The organism is Wandonia sp., assembly GCF_984588085.1.
Map to the genome: position 1 here is coordinate 69,737 of NZ_CFIGVI010000003.1, position 20,422 is coordinate 90,158.

23 protein-coding genes and 1 other RNA gene are annotated in these 20,422 nt (G+C 38.3%); 12 read left to right on the forward strand and 12 right to left on the reverse strand.

Annotation, left to right across the window (positions count from 1 at the left end; translation table 11 throughout):
* Nucleotides 1–62 precede the first annotated feature (62 nt).
* The 6 genes from AC4PL9_RS02215 (at nt 63) to paaD (ending at nt 4,094) form a co-directional block, all read left to right on the forward strand.
* Entirely contained in the window at nt 63–704 is a 642-nt protein-coding gene (locus AC4PL9_RS02215; protein WP_491603155.1) for a SatD family protein, read from the forward strand.
* A gap of 1 nt (nt 705) precedes the next feature.
* Entirely contained in the window at nt 706–1,413 is a 708-nt protein-coding gene (locus AC4PL9_RS02220; protein WP_491603156.1) for a DUF3307 domain-containing protein, read from the forward strand.
* A 122-nt stretch (nt 1,414–1,535) separates the two neighbouring features.
* Nucleotides 1,536–2,489, forward strand: a complete 954-nt coding sequence (gene paaA / locus AC4PL9_RS02225; RefSeq protein WP_491603157.1) for a 1,2-phenylacetyl-CoA epoxidase subunit PaaA — start codon at nt 1,536–1,538, stop codon at nt 2,487–2,489.
* Between the two features lie 55 nt (nt 2,490–2,544).
* A complete protein-coding gene (gene paaB, locus AC4PL9_RS02230) occupies nt 2,545–2,832 on the forward strand; it encodes a 1,2-phenylacetyl-CoA epoxidase subunit PaaB (protein ID WP_491603158.1) in 288 nt (95 codons plus the stop codon).
* 12 nt (nt 2,833–2,844) lie between these two features.
* Nucleotides 2,845–3,603, forward strand: a complete 759-nt coding sequence (gene paaC, locus AC4PL9_RS02235; protein WP_491603159.1) for a 1,2-phenylacetyl-CoA epoxidase subunit PaaC — start codon at nt 2,845–2,847, stop codon at nt 3,601–3,603.
* A complete protein-coding gene (gene paaD / locus AC4PL9_RS02240; protein ID WP_491603160.1) occupies nt 3,597–4,094 on the forward strand; it encodes a 1,2-phenylacetyl-CoA epoxidase subunit PaaD in 498 nt (165 codons plus the stop codon). Before paaC ends, paaD begins: the two co-directional genes overlap by 7 nt.
* 14 nt (nt 4,095–4,108) lie before the next feature.
* Here the strand turns inward: paaD and AC4PL9_RS02245 are convergent, their stop codons facing one another.
* From AC4PL9_RS02245 to AC4PL9_RS02265, 5 genes are all read right to left on the reverse strand, one after another.
* Nucleotides 4,109–4,771, reverse strand: a complete 663-nt coding sequence (locus tag AC4PL9_RS02245) for a response regulator transcription factor (protein ID WP_491603161.1) — start codon at nt 4,769–4,771, stop codon at nt 4,109–4,111.
* Nucleotides 4,746–5,546: a sensor histidine kinase gene (locus AC4PL9_RS02250; protein ID WP_491603162.1), complete on the reverse strand. Its 801-nt coding sequence runs from the start codon at nt 5,544–5,546 to the stop codon at nt 4,746–4,748. The genes AC4PL9_RS02245 and AC4PL9_RS02250 overlap by 26 nt, the downstream gene beginning before the upstream one ends.
* Nucleotides 5,525–6,064 (reverse strand): hypothetical protein, encoded by a 540-nt coding sequence (locus tag AC4PL9_RS02255; protein ID WP_491603163.1) that lies wholly within the window; start codon nt 6,062–6,064, stop codon nt 5,525–5,527. Before AC4PL9_RS02255 ends, AC4PL9_RS02250 begins: the two co-directional genes overlap by 22 nt.
* A gap of 121 nt (nt 6,065–6,185) precedes the next feature.
* On the reverse strand, nt 6,186–6,503 hold the full coding sequence (locus tag AC4PL9_RS02260; RefSeq protein ID WP_491603164.1) for a hypothetical protein: 318 nt from the start codon (nt 6,501–6,503) through the stop codon (nt 6,186–6,188).
* Nucleotides 6,504–6,676: 173 nt separating this feature from the next.
* Complete coding sequence (locus tag AC4PL9_RS02265) at nt 6,677–8,227, reverse strand: hypothetical protein (protein ID WP_491603165.1); 1,551 nt, start codon at nt 8,225–8,227, stop codon at nt 6,677–6,679.
* A 210-nt stretch (nt 8,228–8,437) separates the two neighbouring features.
* Between AC4PL9_RS02265 and lpdA the strand changes: the two genes are divergently transcribed.
* Nucleotides 8,438–9,829, forward strand: a complete 1,392-nt coding sequence (gene lpdA, locus AC4PL9_RS02270; RefSeq protein WP_491603166.1) for a dihydrolipoyl dehydrogenase — start codon at nt 8,438–8,440, stop codon at nt 9,827–9,829.
* A 90-nt stretch (nt 9,830–9,919) separates the two neighbouring features.
* Here the strand turns inward: lpdA and ffs are convergent.
* The 7 genes from ffs to AC4PL9_RS02305 form a co-directional block, all read right to left on the reverse strand.
* Nucleotides 9,920–10,012: signal recognition particle sRNA small type (gene ffs / locus AC4PL9_RS02275), an RNA gene on the reverse strand.
* A 74-nt stretch (nt 10,013–10,086) separates the two neighbouring features.
* Entirely contained in the window at nt 10,087–10,434 is a 348-nt protein-coding gene (locus AC4PL9_RS02280) for a translation initiation factor (RefSeq protein ID WP_491603167.1), read from the reverse strand.
* 4 nt (nt 10,435–10,438) lie between these two features.
* Nucleotides 10,439–11,233 (reverse strand): glycerophosphodiester phosphodiesterase, encoded by a 795-nt coding sequence (locus AC4PL9_RS02285; RefSeq protein WP_491603168.1) that lies wholly within the window; start codon nt 11,231–11,233, stop codon nt 10,439–10,441.
* Nucleotides 11,223–11,732 (reverse strand): hypothetical protein, encoded by a 510-nt coding sequence (locus AC4PL9_RS02290; protein ID WP_491603169.1) that lies wholly within the window; start codon nt 11,730–11,732, stop codon nt 11,223–11,225. The genes AC4PL9_RS02285 and AC4PL9_RS02290 overlap by 11 nt, the downstream gene beginning before the upstream one ends.
* On the reverse strand, nt 11,725–13,986 hold the full coding sequence (locus tag AC4PL9_RS02295; protein WP_491603170.1) for a patatin-like phospholipase family protein: 2,262 nt from the start codon (nt 13,984–13,986) through the stop codon (nt 11,725–11,727). The genes AC4PL9_RS02290 and AC4PL9_RS02295 overlap by 8 nt, the downstream gene beginning before the upstream one ends.
* Before the next feature lie 50 nt (nt 13,987–14,036).
* Entirely contained in the window at nt 14,037–15,005 is a 969-nt protein-coding gene (locus AC4PL9_RS02300) for a formimidoylglutamase (protein ID WP_491603171.1), read from the reverse strand.
* Nucleotides 15,006–15,007: 2 nt separating this feature from the next.
* The gene (locus tag AC4PL9_RS02305; protein ID WP_491603172.1) at nt 15,008–15,439 is read right to left on the reverse strand and encodes an acyl-CoA thioesterase; all 432 of its coding nucleotides are present in this window, start codon (nt 15,437–15,439) and stop codon (nt 15,008–15,010) included.
* Nucleotides 15,440–15,805: 366 nt separating this feature from the next.
* Here AC4PL9_RS02305 and dnaA point away from each other — a divergent pair, with 366 nt between their 5' ends.
* From dnaA to AC4PL9_RS02330, 5 genes are all read left to right on the forward strand, one after another.
* On the forward strand, nt 15,806–17,239 hold the full coding sequence (dnaA, locus tag AC4PL9_RS02310) for a chromosomal replication initiator protein DnaA (RefSeq protein WP_491603173.1): 1,434 nt from the start codon (nt 15,806–15,808) through the stop codon (nt 17,237–17,239).
* 51 nt (nt 17,240–17,290) lie between these two features.
* Nucleotides 17,291–17,761: a low molecular weight protein-tyrosine-phosphatase gene (locus tag AC4PL9_RS02315; RefSeq protein WP_491603174.1), complete on the forward strand. Its 471-nt coding sequence runs from the start codon at nt 17,291–17,293 to the stop codon at nt 17,759–17,761.
* Nucleotides 17,761–18,468 (forward strand): SAM-dependent methyltransferase, encoded by a 708-nt coding sequence (locus tag AC4PL9_RS02320; RefSeq protein ID WP_491603175.1) that lies wholly within the window; start codon nt 17,761–17,763, stop codon nt 18,466–18,468. The genes AC4PL9_RS02315 and AC4PL9_RS02320 overlap by 1 nt, the downstream gene beginning before the upstream one ends.
* Nucleotides 18,469–18,563: 95 nt before the next feature.
* Entirely contained in the window at nt 18,564–19,718 is a 1,155-nt protein-coding gene (locus AC4PL9_RS02325; RefSeq protein WP_491603176.1) for a cystathionine gamma-synthase, read from the forward strand.
* Nucleotide 19,719: 1 nt separating this feature from the next.
* Complete coding sequence (locus tag AC4PL9_RS02330) at nt 19,720–20,418, forward strand: potassium channel family protein (protein WP_491603177.1); 699 nt, start codon at nt 19,720–19,722, stop codon at nt 20,416–20,418.
* Nucleotides 20,419–20,422 lie beyond the last annotated feature (4 nt).

Here is a 20,422-nt window from a genome sequence, read left to right on the forward strand (position 1 = left end):
TTTATCTATATATTTGTAGATATTGTGATTTATCTATATATTCGTAGATATTCAATAATAATATGAAAGGTGTACTTACAGGAGATATCATTAATTCCAGGAAATCGGCGAATACGGAAAGCTGGCTACTCCCTTTGAAAGAAGAGCTTCAAAGATGGGGCGGCAATCCGGAGACCTGGGAAATTTTCAGAGGAGATTCTTTTCAGCTTCTGTTGGATAAACCGGAAGATACTCTAAAAGCAGCATTACTAATAAAAGCCGTGATGAAGAGCATAGAGCCTGTTTCGAATCGTCATCACTCACCCGTAGATGTTAGAATTGCTATTGGTATTGGTGCACACTCCTATTCAAATGAAAAAGTTATTGAAAACAATGGAGAAGCCTTTGTTTTCTCAGGAGAATTAATTGATGAGATTAAAAAAGATAAACGAACACTAGCTATAAGAACCCCATGGGAAGAGCAAAATAAAGATTTGAATCTTATTTTTCAATTATTATCAATCCCTGCTGATAACTGGACAGTTTCTTCTGCTCAAATGATGAAAATACTACTGGAAACACCTCAGATTAAACAAAAAGAAATCGGAAATCAACTCGGTATTCAACAAAACACGGTGAATTACGGGTTGAAACGAGCGCATGCTGATGTGGTTATGCAAACAGAGGTATTATTCCGGGAAAAACTACTAAAACTTTGCGAATAAGATGATCCTGCTAATTAAAATGATAACGGCTCATATTATTGGAGATTTTGTTCTTCAGTCTCAAAGATGGGTCGAAGAAAAGAAGAAGAAAAAGGTAATGGCTCCTGCCCTTTACTTTCACATACTTGTTCACGGGGTTCTTCTTTTCATATTTACGTTTGATCTTGCTAATTGGTTGCTGATCCTGCTAACTATGCTAACGCATTACGGGATTGATCTTGCCAAACTGTATTTTCAACAACCACGAACAAAAACGGTATGGTTCTTTGCGGATCAGTTATTACATCTTATCAGCTTGTTTGTTATCTGGTTCTTCCTGACAAATCAGGATATTTCCCTGTTTAAATTCCTTAACTCGGTAAGTTTCTGGGCCTACATCGCGGGGGTATTCTTTTTGATATTTGCGGCAAACCTACTCATTCGGGAACTCCTCTCCTATATAGGAAGTCTTGCGGAAACGAATAACCAATCCCTACCAAATGCAGGGAAATATATTGGCATTATTGAACGTCTGCTGATCTTTATGTTTGTGGTACTTGATTTTTGGCAGGCAATCGGTTTTCTACTGGCAGCAAAATCAATCTTTAGGTTTGGTGATCTGAGTGAAGCAAAAAACAGGAAGTTGACGGAGTATGTCATGATAGGGACACTGTTAAGCTTTGGAATAGCGATTGTTTGTGGTCTGATAGTATCTTATATAGCCCGGTAGTCCGGAAGAAAACACAAGTAACTTATAGCCAGATGATTTTTATCATGTTTCAACAAAAAGTTAAGAAAAACGCTAATAATTTCGTAAAATTGCAATAGAGAAAAACGAGGAGGAATCATATTATGTCTGAAAAAGATAGTATAGAACTACAAAAACAATTTCAGGTCAAAATTGAAGAAGATATCAAGATTGAACCTAAAGACTGGATGCCGGACGATTATCGTAAAACATTAATACGGCAAATTACCCAACATGCCCATTCTGAAATAGTCGGAATGCTACCAGAAGGTAACTGGATTACAAGAGCCCCTAACCTGAGAAGGAAAGCGGTTCTTTTGGCTAAAGTACAGGACGAGGCAGGTCATGGATTGTACTTATATAGTGCAGCGGAAACCCTGGGTGCAGACAGAGAGGAATCAATAGATGATATGCATACCGGAAAGGCAAAGTATTCCAGCATTTTTAACTACCCTACTCTTAGTTGGGCAGATATGGGAGCTATTGGATGGCTTGTAGACGGAGCAGCAATTATGAATCAGGTACCTCTTTGCCGTACTTCGTATGGACCGTATGCGCGTGCAATGGTTCGTGTATGTAAGGAGGAATCCTTCCATCAGCGCCAGGGGTATGAAATAATGACAACATTAGCTAACGGAACGCCTATCCAAAAAGAAATGGCTCAGGATGCCTTAAATCGTTTTTGGTGGCCTGCTCTGATGATGTTTGGTCCAAGTGATGCGGATTCAAAACATACGGCTCAGTCAATGGCCTGGAAAATTAAACGTCACACTAATGATGAACTTCGTCAGAAATTTGTTGACGCCACTGTTCCACAGGCTCACCTTATCGGATTAACTATTCCTGATACGGATCTGAAGTTTAATGAAGAAACAGGACATTGGGAGTTTGGAGAAATTAACTGGGAAGAGTTTTACAATGTGATCAAAGGAAATGGTCCTTGTAATAAGAAACGTATCGACGACAGACGTAAAGCGAAAGAAAACGGTATGTGGGTACGTGAAGCTGCCAGAGCTTATGCCGATAAGCAAAAAGAAAGAATGAGAAAAGCCGGTTGATACAACGGACTTTTGTTCTCTTTTCTAAAAAACTATTAACGAAAAACAAAACGCAATGAGTAATTCAGAATGGCCTCTTTGGGAGGTTTTTATACGAAGTAAACAGGGACTCGATCATAAACATGTAGGAAGTTTAAGAGCTGCGGACGCTGAAATGGCTATAGAAAATGCACGTGACGTTTATACTCGCCGTTCGGAAGGAGTAAGTATATGGGTAGTAGAATCTCAGAATGTTTACGCTTCAAGTCCGGAAGATGCTGAATCATTTTTTGAACCATCGAACAGTAAAGTATACAGACATCCAACTTTCTACAAAGTACCGGATGGTGTTTCTCACATGTAATTTAATCTGACAATGACAAAACAAGAAGCTTTATTTGAATATACTTTACGAGCTGGAGATGATAGTCTTATTCTAGGTCAGCGTCTTTCAGAATGGTGCGGGCATGGACCGGTACTGGAAGAAGATATTGCAATGACGAATATTGCGCTTGACCTTATCGGACAGGCAACCAGTTTTTTAGCTTATGCTGCTGAAGTAGAAGGGAAAGACCGAGATGAAGATAAATTGGCTTTTCTACGCTACGAAAAAGAATATAAAAATCTACTTTTGGTTGAGCACCCGAATATTGATTTTGGCGTGACTATGGCCCGTCAGTTTTTGTTTGATGTATTCCATTATCACTTTTTTAAAGAGTTAACACAAAGTTCGGATAGCCAAATTGCAGCTATAGCAGAAAAATCATTGAAAGAAGTTACTTATCATGTGAAACACTCTTCGGAATGGATCATTCGTTTAGGTGATGGTACAGAAGAGTCTCACGAACGTATTCAGCAGGCAATAAACGATCTTTGGGAGTATACCGGTGAAATGTTTGTAATGGATCAGGTCGATGAAATCATGATTGCAGAAGGAATAGGTGTAGATTTAGCAAAAATAAAAACAATATGGCATGATCATGTGCAGCAAGTTTTTGAGCGTGCTACCCTAACTATGCCGGAATACGGATATATGCAACTTGGTGGACGTCAAGGAATACATACCGAATATATGGGGTATTTGTTAACAGAAATGCAATATATGCAGCGTGCATATCCTAACATGCAATGGTAGAGATAAAAAAAAATACAGAGAAAATATGGGAACTTCTGGAAGAAGTGAAAGATCCGGAAGTTCCTGTTCTTTCTGTTGTTGATCTTGGAATTATCCGGGATGTTGAAAATCACGATGACGGTGTAAGGGTTACTATTACTCCTACGTATTCCGGTTGTCCCGCTATGCATACGATTGAACAAGAAATAAAGAAGATTCTAAAAGAAAATAATATTTCACTGTCTAAAATCGTTACAGTACTCTCCCCTGCCTGGACAACGGACTGGATATCTGAAAAGGGGAGAAAAAATTTGGAAGAGTATGGGATTGCCCCACCTCAGAACGAAGTTGATAAAAGTGTTTTATTTGCAAATCCGGCGATTGTTCCCTGCCCGCTTTGTAAATCAAAAAACACTCGCATGATCAGTCAATTTGGTTCAACAGCATGTAAGGCTCATTATCAGTGTAATGACTGTCTTGAACCCTTCGATTATTTTAAGTGTTTGAAGTAAGCTCTCCTTTTAGACTATACCTCACTCAAATCGATCAAATCATTTTTGACAGCATAAACAATAACACCGATAAAGTTTCGTGCTCCGACTTTGTTCATCATTCGTTGTTTGTGTGATTCGATCGTTCGTGGAGAGACTTCAAATTCCTCCGATAATTCCAACATACTCTTTTCCCGACAAACACCTAACATAATTTCCTGCTCCCGATCGGAGAATTCGACTTTCTCAGGATCACTTATACTATTTCGGTTTTTCTTTTCCCATTCAACAGCTCCCTTTAAAACATTTGTCAATTGCTGATCGAAGTAAAATCCATTGTCATCAAGACTTTTGATAGCATGTTGAATCAGGTGAGGTTCTGAGTTTTTGGTAAAAAATCCATGTGCTCCTAATTCCATCATCTGAATAATTAGCTCCCTACTTTCGAGTTGTGATAAAATCAAAACTTTAATATCCGGATGATTTTGTCTTAGAATCTGACAGGTTGTTTTACCATCCATTTCGGGCATCTGAACATCGAGTAACACCACATCTACCTCATATTGGGAAAGATTCATTAATAAATCTCTACCATTGGAAGCTTCGAGTACCAAAGACATTCCTTCAAAAGAATCGATAAGCATCTTCATACTTTTACGAAACAGCAAATGATCATCTGCCAGAGCTACTTGTATCATGGTATATAGGAATTTTATACGTTACATAATTCTTATTTTCTCTAATTTCGTAATCCAGATCGCCCTGTAATACTTTTAATCGTGCCTGAATATTTTTCAACCCTTTTCCGGTTACCGCATTCATGGCTTCTTTGATATTAAAAAGCATTCCGTTATCAGAAATAATAATATGAAGTTCTGTATTCTCTTTTACTTCTTTCTTACATAAAATTACGTTGACCTTAGTCGCATCAGAGTACTTAAGAATATTAGTGGTTGTCTCCTGAACAATCCGGTATATTTCATACCCTGTTTCAGAGAGGATTATCAAATCAGGACAACTATTAGAGAAAGTGAACTCTATTATACCGTTTTGATTTAGTTTGTCCAGATAATCTTCAATTGCATGAGCTCCTCCCAGAGTATCCATTATCGCAGGCATAAGATTATGACTGATATTTCGGGTGCTTTCCAAAGCCATCTCCACACCATCTTTTATACCCTGAACAATTTCATTGACATCTTCATTTTTATTCTGAATTTTTAAAATACTAAGGTAGTTCCGAATTGAATTCAAGTAACCGGAAACGCCATCATGCAAATCAGCTGATACTCGTATACGTTCTCGTTTTTCCGCTTCAAGTACTGCTTGCAGGATAGCTCGCTCCTCTTCTCTCCTTCTGGCCATCATTCTGTTTTGATAAAAAACAACCAGAAAAAGTAGAGAAACAGCAAGAAAGAACATTGTAAATGTTCCAATCCAGAATACGATCGTTATTTCATTCGCCCCTGCCAAATTGCAATTGTCAGAATAGTTTTTAAAAGTAAACTAAGTGTAATATTGATAAACCAGAAGTCAAGTATAAATAAATCTTTGGCTTCAATGATTACTTCTGCCATCAAAAATAAAAAGAAAGTCCCCGAATAATACAAAAGTATTGCAGAAACAAAATAAAACATAGTACTCTTCCAAAGTATTGGAATCTTAAATTCAACAAAAACTTTTCGAAACCACATGATACTAAGTAGAATAACACTGAGAATTATGTACACCGTTGCAAAAGGCTGACTAACTGCGATTCCTGAAAATTTGCAGATATCAATAATCCAGACAAGTACATACAGAGATATGAATATAACAGAAAAGCTCTTTCCCAACTTGGGGTAAAGAGCTTTATAAAAGAAATAGTAAATAGCAGGTAACTCAAGTAATGTATAAATTGAGAATAAATAAGTTGCATCAACTTTAAGAAAATAGGTCAATAACAACTCAAAAAAACCTCCTACTCCTACCAATAAAATGTATGGAAACATAAAGAAAGTTTCCGGGGAAAGGTCCCTCCGTGTTAGAAGAAAAATTGCCAACGGAATAAACCCAAAAACTATAGTTAAGACAGCAATCCCCAGAAACATTTAAACCAGGTAGTTGTAAAAATTAATCTTCAGTTTCATTTAATACACTTTTTGAACAATGAGGAGGACAAGGAAGTACCTTATCAATAATCACCCCACCGGTCATATCAGATTCATTAGTATCGACACCAACAAAAACCAGAGTCTTCTTACCAAAATCATTAATTGCGTTGTAAACTCGTATCCCTACGCAATTACTTTGATTCAAGATGTCATTTATTGCAGCAGAACCGATATAGAACCCTTGAATTTCATTTGGGAAATCAGTTCTGAATCTACTAGTCATAGTAATAGCACTGTTAAGATCTATTTGATCTCCTTCTGTTCCGTTAAAAGCCATGTGTAGTATTTTTGACCAAAGTAAGGATTGTATTCGAAAGAGGTGTCCGTAAAATTACGTAATGGGATATAGTACTTTTACGATGTTTACTGTAAGAAACTGATATATAGCAAAATAAAAATCCGTCATTTTAAGTAAATGACGGATTTTTATTTCTTTTCAGGAGTAATTACTTAGAATTCCTTCTCCCAGGCTTCGTCCATCTCCTCTTCAAGTTCCTGGATTTCTTCCATGGTATACTCATCATCATAGTTGTACTCTACCTTTGCATTGATAGACTCTACACCCAACTCAATAAGTCGCTGAAGTATATTCTTCTCCGTATTCTTCGATTTTAAGACCGCTTTAACTCCATTGTCATCACCGGCGACGGTGAAGTATGAAAATTCATCAATAAACATTTTAGTATCCGAAGGAAAGTCTTTTGGATCCAGTTTTGTAAAATCTACAAACATGGATATCGGATGCTTCCCGAAATCGACTCCCTGAGGAGCTTCTATTTTATTTCCTCCGGTACTTAAAAGTTGATCAAACTCATCTACACTTGTAGAGAAAATCATTGATTTATTATCTAATTTCATTTTAGCGTCACTTCCAAAAGTGTACACCCCATCTTCTCCGGTAGTCATTCCAGCCATAGGTCCGAAACCATTAACCAGGTTTTTAAGGTACTCTGCGTCGTTCAAGCCAATAAAACCATTAAAAACGGGATCACTATCTACTACTCCCTTGTAAGCAGCAAAAGCCATTTCCCCTGTAAACATATTGGATACCTTCTCCTTTCCTCCGGCCATCATGAACGCCTGGTCAACATCATTCTTATCCGATTCCTCCAGATTGATATAAATATTATCAATCATTTTTTTGAAATCCATATTCATCGCTAGTGCAAAAATCGGAGCCCCTTTACCTAGTGAACTTATAGCTTCTGAAGAAATAGGTGATGTATACACAGGAAGGTATTTCTTCATGTTTTCTCCCCAATAGTTCTTTATCTCCATATCAACTTGTCCCTTCGAAAAGTTGATGGTTCCCAAAATGTAAGAGTCTTTCGACATGTCTTTCACTTTCTGAACAGTCCCTTCAGAAACATCTGAAATATTCATTGACCCGTATAATCTATCCAATAGAGCAACACCGGTAACATCCGCTTTTGTAATTATTGCTTCAGCTAATTCATTGTTTTCTGATCTCTTTTCAGAAACCTTAACATATTCTTTCAAAAGTTCAGCTGTCATTTCATTACGATCCGTATTTACTACCAACATCCCCATCTTGTTATCGACTAACGCCAACCCTACTTCGCGGTTTAATGCGGTAGAAAGTTTATCTGATCCTTCAAGATTAAGTTCAACCTCTTGAAATTCTTTTTTCATTGCAGCAGGATCTTTTACTTCAAACAGAAAAGTAATACGTTTCGGACTATCTCTTTCGACAGGTCCTTCCAAGAGAATGAAAACTGATTTTTCAAGATTTACTGAATTATACAAAGCGTCTTTATAAGGTTTTGCCGTAGAAGCATATTGCTCAGGAAGAGCCCCTTCAAATGCTCCCGATTTACTGATTATAGCATCCAGATCAATGGATGAAATCAAAAATACCTGTTCTTTATTTTCCGCGAGAGCAACAACACGTCCTTCAAGACTACCTTTCTCGACCTTACTTCCACATGCCACTAAAACAATAGAAAGCGTAAAAATCCATACTGCTTTTGTTAAATTCATAATTGTTTTTCCTTTTATTGTAGACAAAAATAATGCTTTTATCGTTCTAAATTCCAATTTTTCAAGATTATATATTCTCTTTACAAAACCGTTTTTTATCCAATCATTACGACTTGTTTCTCCTAATTCTCAGATTCGGATTTCATTAGAAGTATGATTAAAGGAAATTTGCGTAAATTCGCACCACACGTTAAATAATTTAGAAAAAGTATGAGTTACGATATTATTGTTCTTGGTAGTGGTCCTGGAGGATATGTAGCTGCAATTCGCGCTTCGCAACTAGGTCTGAAAACAGCAATCGTTGAAAGAGAATCTTTAGGTGGAATCTGTTTGAACTGGGGATGTATTCCGACAAAAGCTCTTTTGAAGAGTGCTAATGTTTTTGAATATATTAATCACGCTTCTGATTATGGAATCAATGTGAAAGGCGCTGAAGCGGATTTCGAAGGAATGATCAAAAGAAGTCGTGGAGTTGCTGAAGGAATGAGTAATGGTATTCAGTTCCTTATGAAGAAGAATAAAATTGATGTTATCAAAGGGACAGGAAAACTTCTTCCCGGTAAAAAAGTCGTTGTAACTGATGCTGACGGAAAAACAACTGAGGTTGCCGCTTCGAAAGGTATTGTCATTGCTACCGGAGCACGCTCTCGTCAACTCCCAAACCTTCCGCAGGATGGTAAAAAAGTAATAGGATACCGCGAAGCAATGTCGTTGCCAAAACAACCAAAATCAATGGTTGTAGTTGGTTCGGGAGCTATCGGAGTTGAGTTTGCTTACTTCTATCATAGCCTGGGGACAGAGGTAACAATTGTTGAATTTATGCCAAACATTGTTCCTGTAGAGGATGAAGAAGTTTCAAAACAATTGGAGCGAACTTTCAAGAAAAAGGGTATGAAAATCATGACTAACTCTTCGGTTGAGGCTGTTGATACTTCAGGAAAAGGTTGTGTAGTTAAGGTAAAAACAGCAAAAGGAGAAGAGACAATTGAATGCGATGTTGTTCTGTCTGCTGTTGGAATTGAAACAAATATTCAGGGAATAGGACTAGAAGATGTAGGTATTGCAACAGATAAAGGAAAAGTATTGGTTAATGATTATTACCAAACTAACATCCCGGGATATTACGCTATTGGAGACATCGTTCCTGGACCTGCATTAGCACACGTGGCTTCTGCTGAAGGTATTATTTGTGTGGAAAAAATAGCAGGACACTCTCCGGAAGCGCTAGATTACGGAAACATTCCTGGTTGTACATACTGTTCTCCTGAAATTGCTTCTGTAGGATATACGGAAAAAGCTGCCAAAGATGCAGGATTTGATATCAAGGTTGGGAAATTTCCTTTCTCTGCATCGGGTAAAGCAAGTGCTGCCGGAGCAAAAGATGGTTTTGTGAAATTAATATTTGACGCCAAATACGGTGAACTTCTTGGAGGACACATGATCGGTGCAAACGTAACTGAAATGATCGCAGAAATTGTTGCTGTCCGTAAACTGGAAGTGACAGGGCATGAGTTGATCAAGACCGTTCACCCGCACCCGACAATGTCCGAAGCTGTTATGGAAGCGGCTGCCGCTGCATACGATGAAGTGATTCACTTGTAGTAGATAAAGATATAAACGAAAAAACCACGCAAAATTTGCGTGGTTTTTTTATGCTTATTTTTCAGAAAGTTTAAGGCAAAAAAAGTGGGGTAAGCTACTCACATCGCACCGCTACGACCACCGACCCTTGCTACGTTCCCGTCCTGGGGGATTAGGCAGGAGCTGGTCGTGTGAGACTTACCCCGCCGCAAAATTAACAAACTATTTCTTTCCGACAAGGTTTTTTATCAGAGAAAAACGATAAAAAGTAGACAAATCTAATTTCCTCCTTTTTTCTTCACCCGATAGCCTTCTTTTTCAAGTAATTCCGCTACTTTATCTTTAAAGCTTCCCTGAACAATAATTTCATTGTCTTTGGCAGATCCACCCACCCCACACTTGGATTTAAGCATTTTTCCAAGGTCTTTTAAATCCTCTTCAGCTCCTACAAATCCTTCTACCAGCGTAACTTCTTTTCCACCACGCTGTTTACGATCAATTGAAACATATAACAATTGTTTTTCGGGAGGTAGTGTTTCTAATGCCGCTTCTTCCTCGTATTCAAAACTGAAATCAGGATTTGTTGAATAAACAATATTAACTTTTTCCTTCTTTTTCTTTGCCATAATTTCATTTTGTTAATGATAATGCACTTACCAAGTCATCTGTCATCAGGTAATCCGGTTCTTTCTCCAGAACAGTTTGATTCCCTTCAAATGATTTCGCGTCAAAAATAATGACTTTTTTTCCCAAAGTCTGTAATTCATTTACCTGTTCCTTTGTTATTTTAGAATTTCGGATTACGCAATACTCTATTTCATACGTTAAAACCTGATTTTTCAGTTTGGCATAATCTACTTCTTCATAAGCAAGATAAACCGGTAAATCAGACAAATAGGCTAATAAGCTACTATTGGTCGAAATCAGAACAATCTGAGGCAATGTGGAGGAAGAAATAAAATCCGAAAGAGCGGATTTTATCGTTTCGTACGAAGCACTTTCTTCCGTACAATGATTATAAAATTTCAAATCCAGAAATACTTGTTGACACCCGAAGAAGTCAATTTCATTTAATTTTTCAGGGCTATATCCGGGATATAAGGAGTATGCTACTGAACTTAATTCCTCCCAGGTCATGGATCCAACACATCCCGTATGAGTGGTTCGCGAGTCCAGATAATTGTCGTGAAACGCTACCAATTGATGATCTGTTGTCATTTGTACATCTATTTCAACGGCAACTACTCCAGAATAAATTGCATGGGCAATTGCTTTAGAAGAATTATCAGGGAAAGAATGAAGATCAATGTGTAATCCAGCACCCGCATGCCCTATAACTAAAGTTGAATATTTTTCTCCCGTTTCAGATTTTTCACACGAAAACAGAAAAATAAAAAGGAACAATATGTATCTGTTAAAACGCATACCCTATACCTATAGCTAGTTTAATATCCCAGACCAAATGATTTGATTGCGGAAAACTGGTTCTTATCATTGCTCCTACCCCCGTTTCCTGAAGGAAAAAGAATTTATTTTTTCCAATTCTCAATTTGTATTGATAGTATAATGAATGAATTTTGGGCTTTGTATTGTATATATACCTGTTCCAATGCAGTTGATAATTCAACCCAAGGCTTACACTGATTTTTTCCGTCCTGAATAATTTATATCCGACACCAGCGCTTACATAGGGCGAGTAATACGCGTACTGCACCAGATTTTGCCAGTTATACCCCGTTCCGATATCAAATATCCAGTCAGTATAGGTAAGACTCCCTTGAATTCCGCCATAAATTCCAGTCCGGGAAACAAAATGGTCGGTAGCAATACTATACTTACAATTTTGTTGTGCCTCCCCTACTTTGCATATCAGCAAAACAAAGATAGTGGATAAAAAGAGGTGTATACACTGATTTTTACTCATCCTTACCGTGAATCAGTTGTAAGACTTTGTCGATAGTCATCTTGTTATCAACTCTGTTCAAAGAAGAAGTAATCTGTTTCTTCTCAAATGTTGTTAAATGCCAGGATAAGGAAATTTTATCATCTACAGACTCTCTCAAGTTGATGGAAAGAATATCAACCGGAAAATTAAATCCGGGCATTGCTAACATCAATGCTTCATCCTGATCAAAGTCCTGAACAAACGGGAAATTCCCATACATATTCCCAAAAGGGAGTAACAACTTGTCAACCATGGATAGCTTCCCTTTTCCTACTCCTGTTCTGTTTTTCTTGAGGTCCCGGATGCGTAACACAATTACACCGGATGTATTTTTCTTTATCCAATCTCTGAAGATGGTCATAAAATTTAGCGTGGTTTTGGTTCCGTAATTATCTCTTATTCCTGCATCCATGATATGGAAATTCATATTTCCGGGAAGGACAGCCATAGGAAGAATATAAGGAAAAGTGGCACTCATACGTAATACAGAACTAAAGCGCGTATTTTCCGGATGATATTCCTCCGTGACCAGTCCGTACTCGAAATTCTCAACAATTGCTTCGTAATCTCCTTTTAAATTACGTCTGTTTAACTGCATAAATCCCAAGGGCTGACTGGAAATCAAAAGCCTCCTGCCGTCATTGACTATGGTTGGAGAGAAAATCATTACAGGAATGATCCCTTTTTCCTCTGGTAGTGTATAATCTCCCAGTTTTTTTTCCATTACATATTCTGTATTCGCATGTAATTGCTGCTCAAATGCATATCCCCGGTCTTTGAGGTAGGTAATTTCGTTGTAATTAAAATTCTGATAGCGATAAAACAAGTCATTTGTCGTAATGGTGAAAGCAACCTGATTCAAGAGGTCTTTCCCCATATTACGTGTAAAACGGGGAAATAGTGAATCGATTGAACTGTCTGTTCTTGATCGCAAAACAAGCTCCCGGTAGTAAGCAGCTCCTATCATCCCCCCGGATGCTCCGGTTATCATTTGAGTATGTTTACTAAAACCTCCCCCGGAAAGAGAGTCCAACTGGCGAAGTGTTATAAACGTCCATAATGCGCTCCTTGCTCCCCCACCACTTGTATTAATCAGGATCAGTTTTGGTTTTTTCTCTCCGGTTCTTTCTTTCCAGTTTTCCAACACCTCTAAATATGCCTTTCGATCACTTTCAATTCGGGCGGGGTCCATGTGCTGTCGAATCAGCTCTGTTTCCCCGGTTTTATCAGAATCGATAGAGTAATCCAGTCCATAGACGTAATTATTAAACTGATTAAAACCGCTGTCTTTTGATAAATAATTAATAAAAACGAAAAAGAGAATCAGTACAAAATAAGTCCAAGTCTTTAACCAGGAAAATATAGCACTGATAATCATTAATATAATCGAAAAAATAAGTAGTATCGAAGCTCCAGCGGGTACTACAAACAACTCATTTTCCCTGAAAATCCCCAGAACAAGGAATGAGGCCAGAATAAAAAGCTCAAATAACGATGCGTTAATGTGGTTCTGTGAAAAAACTTTTTCGATCAAGGTTCTATCGTAATGCATCCAGTCACGGGAACGTCTCAATCTAAGCCATGTTCCGAGATAATAGTGTTTTCCGTCTTTTCTTCTGGAGAAAATTTTGTACCAGGACTCTTCTTTGTGTAAAGTCGCGTTAAACGGTTTTGCTTTAAATTCTTCCTGAAATTCTTTTTCCGTTCTCCCACTTAGTTTAAACACATCTTTATTGGTTCTGAAAAAATAGAAAAACGCCAATGCCATAAAAGATGACATACCGAGCAAAAACATCGCCAGATAACCCAGTGCTTCTGAAACTGTAGCAAACTCCTGATTAACCTGAAAAACAACAAGGTTATAGGCATAATAGCTCAGAAAAATGAATGGAACAAGAAAGTTGTTGGTAGAGAATTTTGCAAACGGACGCGACACTGTGGCAATAAAAGGGAAATAAGGCCCCAGTACGATATAAGAATACAAATTATAGGCGGTAACATACCCTCCGAAGCCAAATCCCACCACCAAAAATGCAAATTCGCTTACTTCACCCAGATATTCAGGCGAATAAAAAAGATAGGGAATCCCAAAATGAGCCCCTGTTCCAGATATAAATGAGAATAGCAATGCCCAACCGAGCATAGAGAAAAGATTCATTCGGAGTTGCCAAAAAAACAACTGGAAGGGGAAAAAATGTAGTACAATATCCCAAAAACCACCCGAATTTCTCATATTCAATTAATATACTATAAAATAGGACACTTACCAGCTTTTATCTCCACTTATTTTTCAATCAAATCTGACACAAAATAAGCCAGTGCTTTCCCTACTTTATAGTTTCCATTTGAATCCAGATCCGGCGCTCCTTCCGTAAAGTTAAAATACAGAGGATTTCCTTTAGCCAGTTGTCGCAACCATCTTCTGGCATCAAACAAGCTCCATCCCACTGGAGTCATGGCACTTGACGGCATATTTTCGATCGAATCCAGGTCCAGTTCAACACCGTACCCTTCTTTGTGAATAGCCGCATACTCAACTGCGTCAGACCACAAAACACGCTCTCCGTCAAGGTAATGTTCAAAGCAAGAAAAAATGACTCCTTCTTTTTCCATACGTAGTAACATTTCCTGACTGTTATACTGTTTATGCAAACCATGTACGGTATATGACTTAAGATACCCTTCGTGTTTCGCATATGAAAAGGAATTTCCACTGTGCCTCCCCTCCATAGACCTGAAATCAGCATGCGGATCAAGATTTATAACATCCAACATTTTTCCTCTAGCCTGAAAGAAAGCTTTCATTAACGGATACGCATTATTATGTCCGCCTCCTACTACTACAGGTACTTTGTTACAGGTGTAAATCTTAGAAATAATCTCCGTAAGAAATTCATCCATTTCCCCAACCGCTTGTCGAAGGCTATCAAATTCCGTTTCCACACACTCAAATTTAGCACGACCGAGAATCATCAGATTATCTGTATTCATAAACTGGTTGGCCTGCATATTCAGGAAGCGTGACAAAAATGCTTTGAACGCACTCATTGCCCCTCCAAAACCTCCGTTAGCCCTTGGACCGATATCCTCTTCGATCCCTAATAACACATACTGTCCTTTGAAGTTTTGTAATGACTCTTCAATAGAACCCGAAGCAAAAGTGATCTTTTCCCCCACTTTTACTTCTCCGTTTCTTCTTATCAAGTGTGCACTTTGTCGTTGTGCATCGATAAACGCAAAATCCTTCTTCAATTCTATCCTGTTTTTTCGTTTTTCTTAAATCGTTCCAACAACCCGACAAACTCTTTCGGGGGGCGTGTGGGGCGCATAGAAGTTTTATCTACAAATATGAGTGTCGTTGAAGCAATGGAAAGTAAATCCCCCGCTTCATTTTTAATCTCGTATTCAAATTCAAGCTTCGTTCCTTTTAGTCCCGTGATACATGTTGTTATTAACAATAAATCATCATACAAAGCAGGTTTGATATATTTTACAGAAAAATGGGACACAGGAAGCATAATGCCGGACTCTTCCAGTTTGCGATAACTCATCCCCAGACTTCGCATTGCTTCTACCCGACCAACTTCAAAATACTGGGCATAATTACCGTAATAACAATACCCCATCTGATCCGTTTCCCCGTATCGTACCCGTAAACTGGTTGTGTGACTGAAATTTACTTCCATAACATATTGTCTTTTCCCTTGAGCAAAGCATAAAATTACCAATAATATCAAGATTCAACAGGGGCAGCTCCTCTTTTTTTACTATCTTTGAAATCTGTATTTTCCAAAATTTTACATACATCAAGGTATTGGCAATAATTCCTCATTTTTTGTTTACGAACAACATTTTTTCGCCGACCAGTTAAATTTTTGACAAGTAAAACTTTTTAAATAATCAAGAGTGATTTTACTTTTTTTTTAACTTTTTTATGTAAATATTTGCTTCGTCGATTTAAAGCCACTTTTAACTCTGTATTAAGCAACAAGTTAATGTTGAGTTAAAAGTTGTTCACACAATAAGTTAATAAAAAAGCGTATAGAACTATTATGAGTGCCAACCACGAGATAATATGGGAGAACTGCCTGCGGGTGATTAAGGATAACCTTCCTTTGCAAGCGTACAAGACATGGTTTGAACCTATTGTTCCCGTAAAGTTGGAGCAGTCTGTTCTTACTATTCAGGTACCCTCGCACTTCTTTTACGAGTGGCTGGAAGAACATTATATTTCTCTGCTTCGCAAAGTGATAAAAAAAGAGCTTGGCACAGAAGGGAAATTGGAATACAGTATTGTTATGGAAAACAACGGTAGTGGTAAATCCAATCCTTATACAGTTAAATTACCGGCAACCAATAAGAGCTCTTTAAAAAATAAGCCGGTTACAATGCCTATTGATGTTGCGGAAAAACAAATCCGTAATCCTTTCATTATCCCCGGACTTAAGAAAGTTAATGTAGATTCGAATTTGAATCCTGCATACTCCTTTGAAAATTTCATTGAAGGTGATTGTAATCGTTTAGCACGCTCAGCGGGCTATGCCGTAGCAAACAAACCGGGAGGTACTGCTTTTAATCCGCTTCTTATATACGGAGGTGTTGGTCTGGGAAAAACCCATCTGGCACATGCGATCGGAATTGAAATCAAAAACAATAATCCGAGTAAAACAGTTCTCTATGTTGGTTCTGAAAAATTTGCTCACCAGTTCATTGACGCATTAAAAAACAATACAACCAACGATTTCATCCATTTCTACCAAATGATGGATGTACTCATTATAGATGATGTTCAATTTTTCTCCGGAAAAGAGAGAACACAGGATGTATTCTTCCACATCTTTAATCACCTTCATCAGAACGGAAAACAAATTATCCTTACTTCGGATAAGCCACCTGTTGAAATGCAGGGAATGGAACAGCGTTTGCTTTCTCGTTTTAAATGGGGACTTTCTGCTGATCTTCAGGCTCCTGATCTGGAAACAAGAATCGCTATTCTTGAAAAGAAAATGTACGGCAATGGAATAGAACTTCCTTCTGAGGTTGTAGAATATCTTGCTTATAGTATAAATACGAACATTCGTGAAATGGAAGGGGCTTTAACCTCTCTCCTTGCTCAGGCTTCTTTAAATAAGAAAGCGATCACTCTGGATTTAGCCAAATCAATGATTGATAAGTTCGTTAAGAACACAGCACGCGAAGTATCTATTGATTACATCCAGAAAGTCGTTTGTGATTATTTCGATTTACCGATCGAATTACTAAAATCAAAAACCCGGAAACGCGAAGTCGTTCAGGCACGTCAGATTGCTATGTACTTTGCAAAAAAGATGACAAAATCATCATTGGCAAATATTGGTGCACACTGTGGAGGAAAAGACCACGCAACAGTGTTACACGCTTGCAGAACTGTCAATAATCTTTCAGAAACAGACAAACAGTTTAAAGTCTATCTCGAAGATCTCGAAAAGAAACTTTCTATCCAGTAATAATTTTTAGTAAGCCCTTCCCAATACGAAGGGCTTTTTTACTTTTGTACCATGACAAAGATATTAATGGTCTGTTTAGGTAATATATGCCGCTCTCCTCTTGCTGACGGTATATTACGTAGTAAGGTTTCCCGAGAAGGACTTGATGTAATAGTGGATTCAGCAGGAACCTCTGCTCATCATACAGGAGAGGCTCCGGATGCTCGTATGAGAGCCGTTGCTTCAGAAAAGGGCTTTCCCTTAGATACTTTGAAAGCCAGACAATTTTCTACGGCTGATTTCAGCGAATTTGACGTAATCTTTGCCATGGATGATTCAAACCTTCACAATATACTTAAACTGGCAAAAAGTGAAGAAGACAAGCAAAAAGTACACTTGTTTTTGAATGAACTTTACCCCGGGAGTGACAGGAGTGTTCCTGACCCCTATTTTGGCGGACAGCAAGGCTTTATTGATGTCTTTACAATGGTAGATCAAACGACAGATCGAATAATTGAAAAATTAAAAAACGGACAATATTAATGGCAACAGGTAAACTTTATATGGCACCCAACACATTGGGGACGGACGAGTGGCAACATGTAATTCCGGCAGACGTCGTAACAATCATAACATCTGCAAGAAACTTTGCTGTTGAAGATTTGAAAAATGCCCGAAGGTATCTTAGGAAGTTAGATAAACAATTCCCAATTGACGATTCTAACTTTTTCATTATAAATAAGAAACGGAATCCCGAAGAACTTAGCAAAGCATTACAGACACTCAGAAACGGAGAGGATGTTATCATGCTATCAGATGCCGGATGTGCCGGAGTAGCTGATCCGGGAGCTGAATTAGCAAGTCTTGCGCATGAAAATGAGATTCCTGTAGAACCATTGGTAGGCCCCTCTTCTATTCTGTTAACAGTTATGGCAAGTGGATTTAACGGTCAGGCTTTTCGTTTCTCAGGGTACTTACCGAAAGACAGAAAAGAAAGAAACCGTTTTATAAAAGAATTGGAATATACAGTGAAGAAAACCGGGGAAACACAACTGTTTATGGATACTCCTTTTCGAAATGTGCATGTTCTGGAAGATATGTACGAAGTACTGGAGCCTGAAACAAAAGTTTGTGTAGCTTGTGACCTTACATCACCTACCGGGTTTGCCATGACGGTTTGTGTCAAAGACTTTGATAAGCTTCCGGCTAAAATAGATAAACGACCTGTTATGTTTGCACTCGGACGATAGGTCTTTCCGCTCATCTGTTAATCCTTGTAAACCCATTGGTACTGCTAAAAAAAACAGTACATTTGTTATAATTCGAATACTTAGAAAATCAAAATATGGAAAACAAAAAAATGCGTTTTGGTACAAAAGCTATTCATGCTGGAGTTCAACCAGACCCTGCAACAGGGGCTATTATGACACCTATTTATCAGACAAGTACTTATGTACAGGAAGAAGTTGGTGTTCATAAAGGTTTTGAATACTCCAGAACAGGAAACCCTACACGCCAGGCGTTGGAACAAAATATTGCTGCGATAGAAAACGGTAAGTACGGTGCTTGCTTCGGATCGGGATTAGCAGCTATTGACTGTGTTATAAAAATGTTGAACCCCGGAGACGAGGTAATTTCAACTAATGATTTATACGGGGGAACTTACCGTATTTTTAACACTATTTTTGCGAAATACGGTATCAAATTCCACTTTGTCGGAATGGAGAACATTGACGAGGTAAAAGCAAAAGTAAATGCAAACACCAAGTTAATCTGGGTTGAAACTCCGACAAATCCAATGATGAATATTGTTGATATCGAAGCCATGGCACAAGTAGCTAAAGAAGCAAATGCCTGGTTAGCGGTTGACAATACATTTGCCACTCCTTACCTACAATCCCCACTTGATTTGGGAGCTGATATTGTGATGCACTCGGTTACCAAATACCTTGGCGGACACTCAGATGTAGTAATGGGAGCTTTGGTTACTTCCAGTGATGAAATCGCAGCTGAAATGTACCGTATTCAAAACAGTTCCGGTGCAGTTACTGCTCCTATGGATTCATTCCTTGTGTTACGAGGTATTAAAACACTTCACTTGCGTATGCAGCGACACTGTGAAAACGGTGAAAAAGTAGCGAATTTCCTGAAAGATCATCCAAAAGTAGATAAAGTGTACTGGCCGGGATTCGCTTCTCACCCAAACCATGAAATAGCGAAAAAGCAAATGAGAGGGTTTGGAGGAATGATTTCTTTCACATTGAAAGGAAACAAAATGGAAGATGCACACAACATTGTTAAGAATGTGAAGATTTTCAGTCTTGCCGAATCTTTGGGAGGTGTTGAGTCACTGATCGGGCATCCGGCAACAATGACGCATGCATCCATTCCTAAAGAAGAACGCGAGAAAACAGGAGTTGTTGATTCCTTGATTCGTTTGAGCGTTGGCGTTGAGGATGCTGAAGATTTAATTGATGATTTAACTCAAGCGTTGTCATAACATGATTTTCAGTAAGTTCGCTGTAATTGGAATAGGTCGTTATGGAATTACCATTGCGAAGAGCCTTTCTCAGAAAGGAGCTCAGGTATTTGCATTTGATGTCAAGGAAGAACGGATCGAGCAAATCAAAGACGACGTTGCTTTTGCTGTGACCATGGATACTACGGATATTAAATCACTTATTTCTCAGAATATTGCTGAGATGGATGCCGTAGTTATTGCTATTGGTGAAAATTTTGAAGCAACAGTTCTTACCGCTGTTCACCTGATGGACTTGGGTGTTAAGCGTATTATTGTACGCGCCAGTGGTGCGCACCAAAAGCTGATCCTTGAAAAAATAGGGATTAACGAAATCCTTACTCCTGAGGACGAGGTAGCAAGTGCCGTGCGGGAAAAGTTGTTAAACCCTTCTATTCTTTCTTTCCTCCAGTTACCGGATGATTACGAAATTGCCGAAATTGTGGCTCCCAAAGGAGTCATTAATCGACCGATTAAGGATATCCAGTTCCGAAACCGCTACCAGTTAACATTGGTAACGATAAAACGGGCTTTTGAAGTAAACAATAAAGGAGTAAGCTGTATAGAACAGCATGTTCTGGGAGTACCGGCAAGTGATACAATCGTGGAAGAGAGTGATACACTGGTTATTTTCGGAACCGGACAAAACGTAACGAAATTTATTGAAATCAACGAAATTTAAAGAA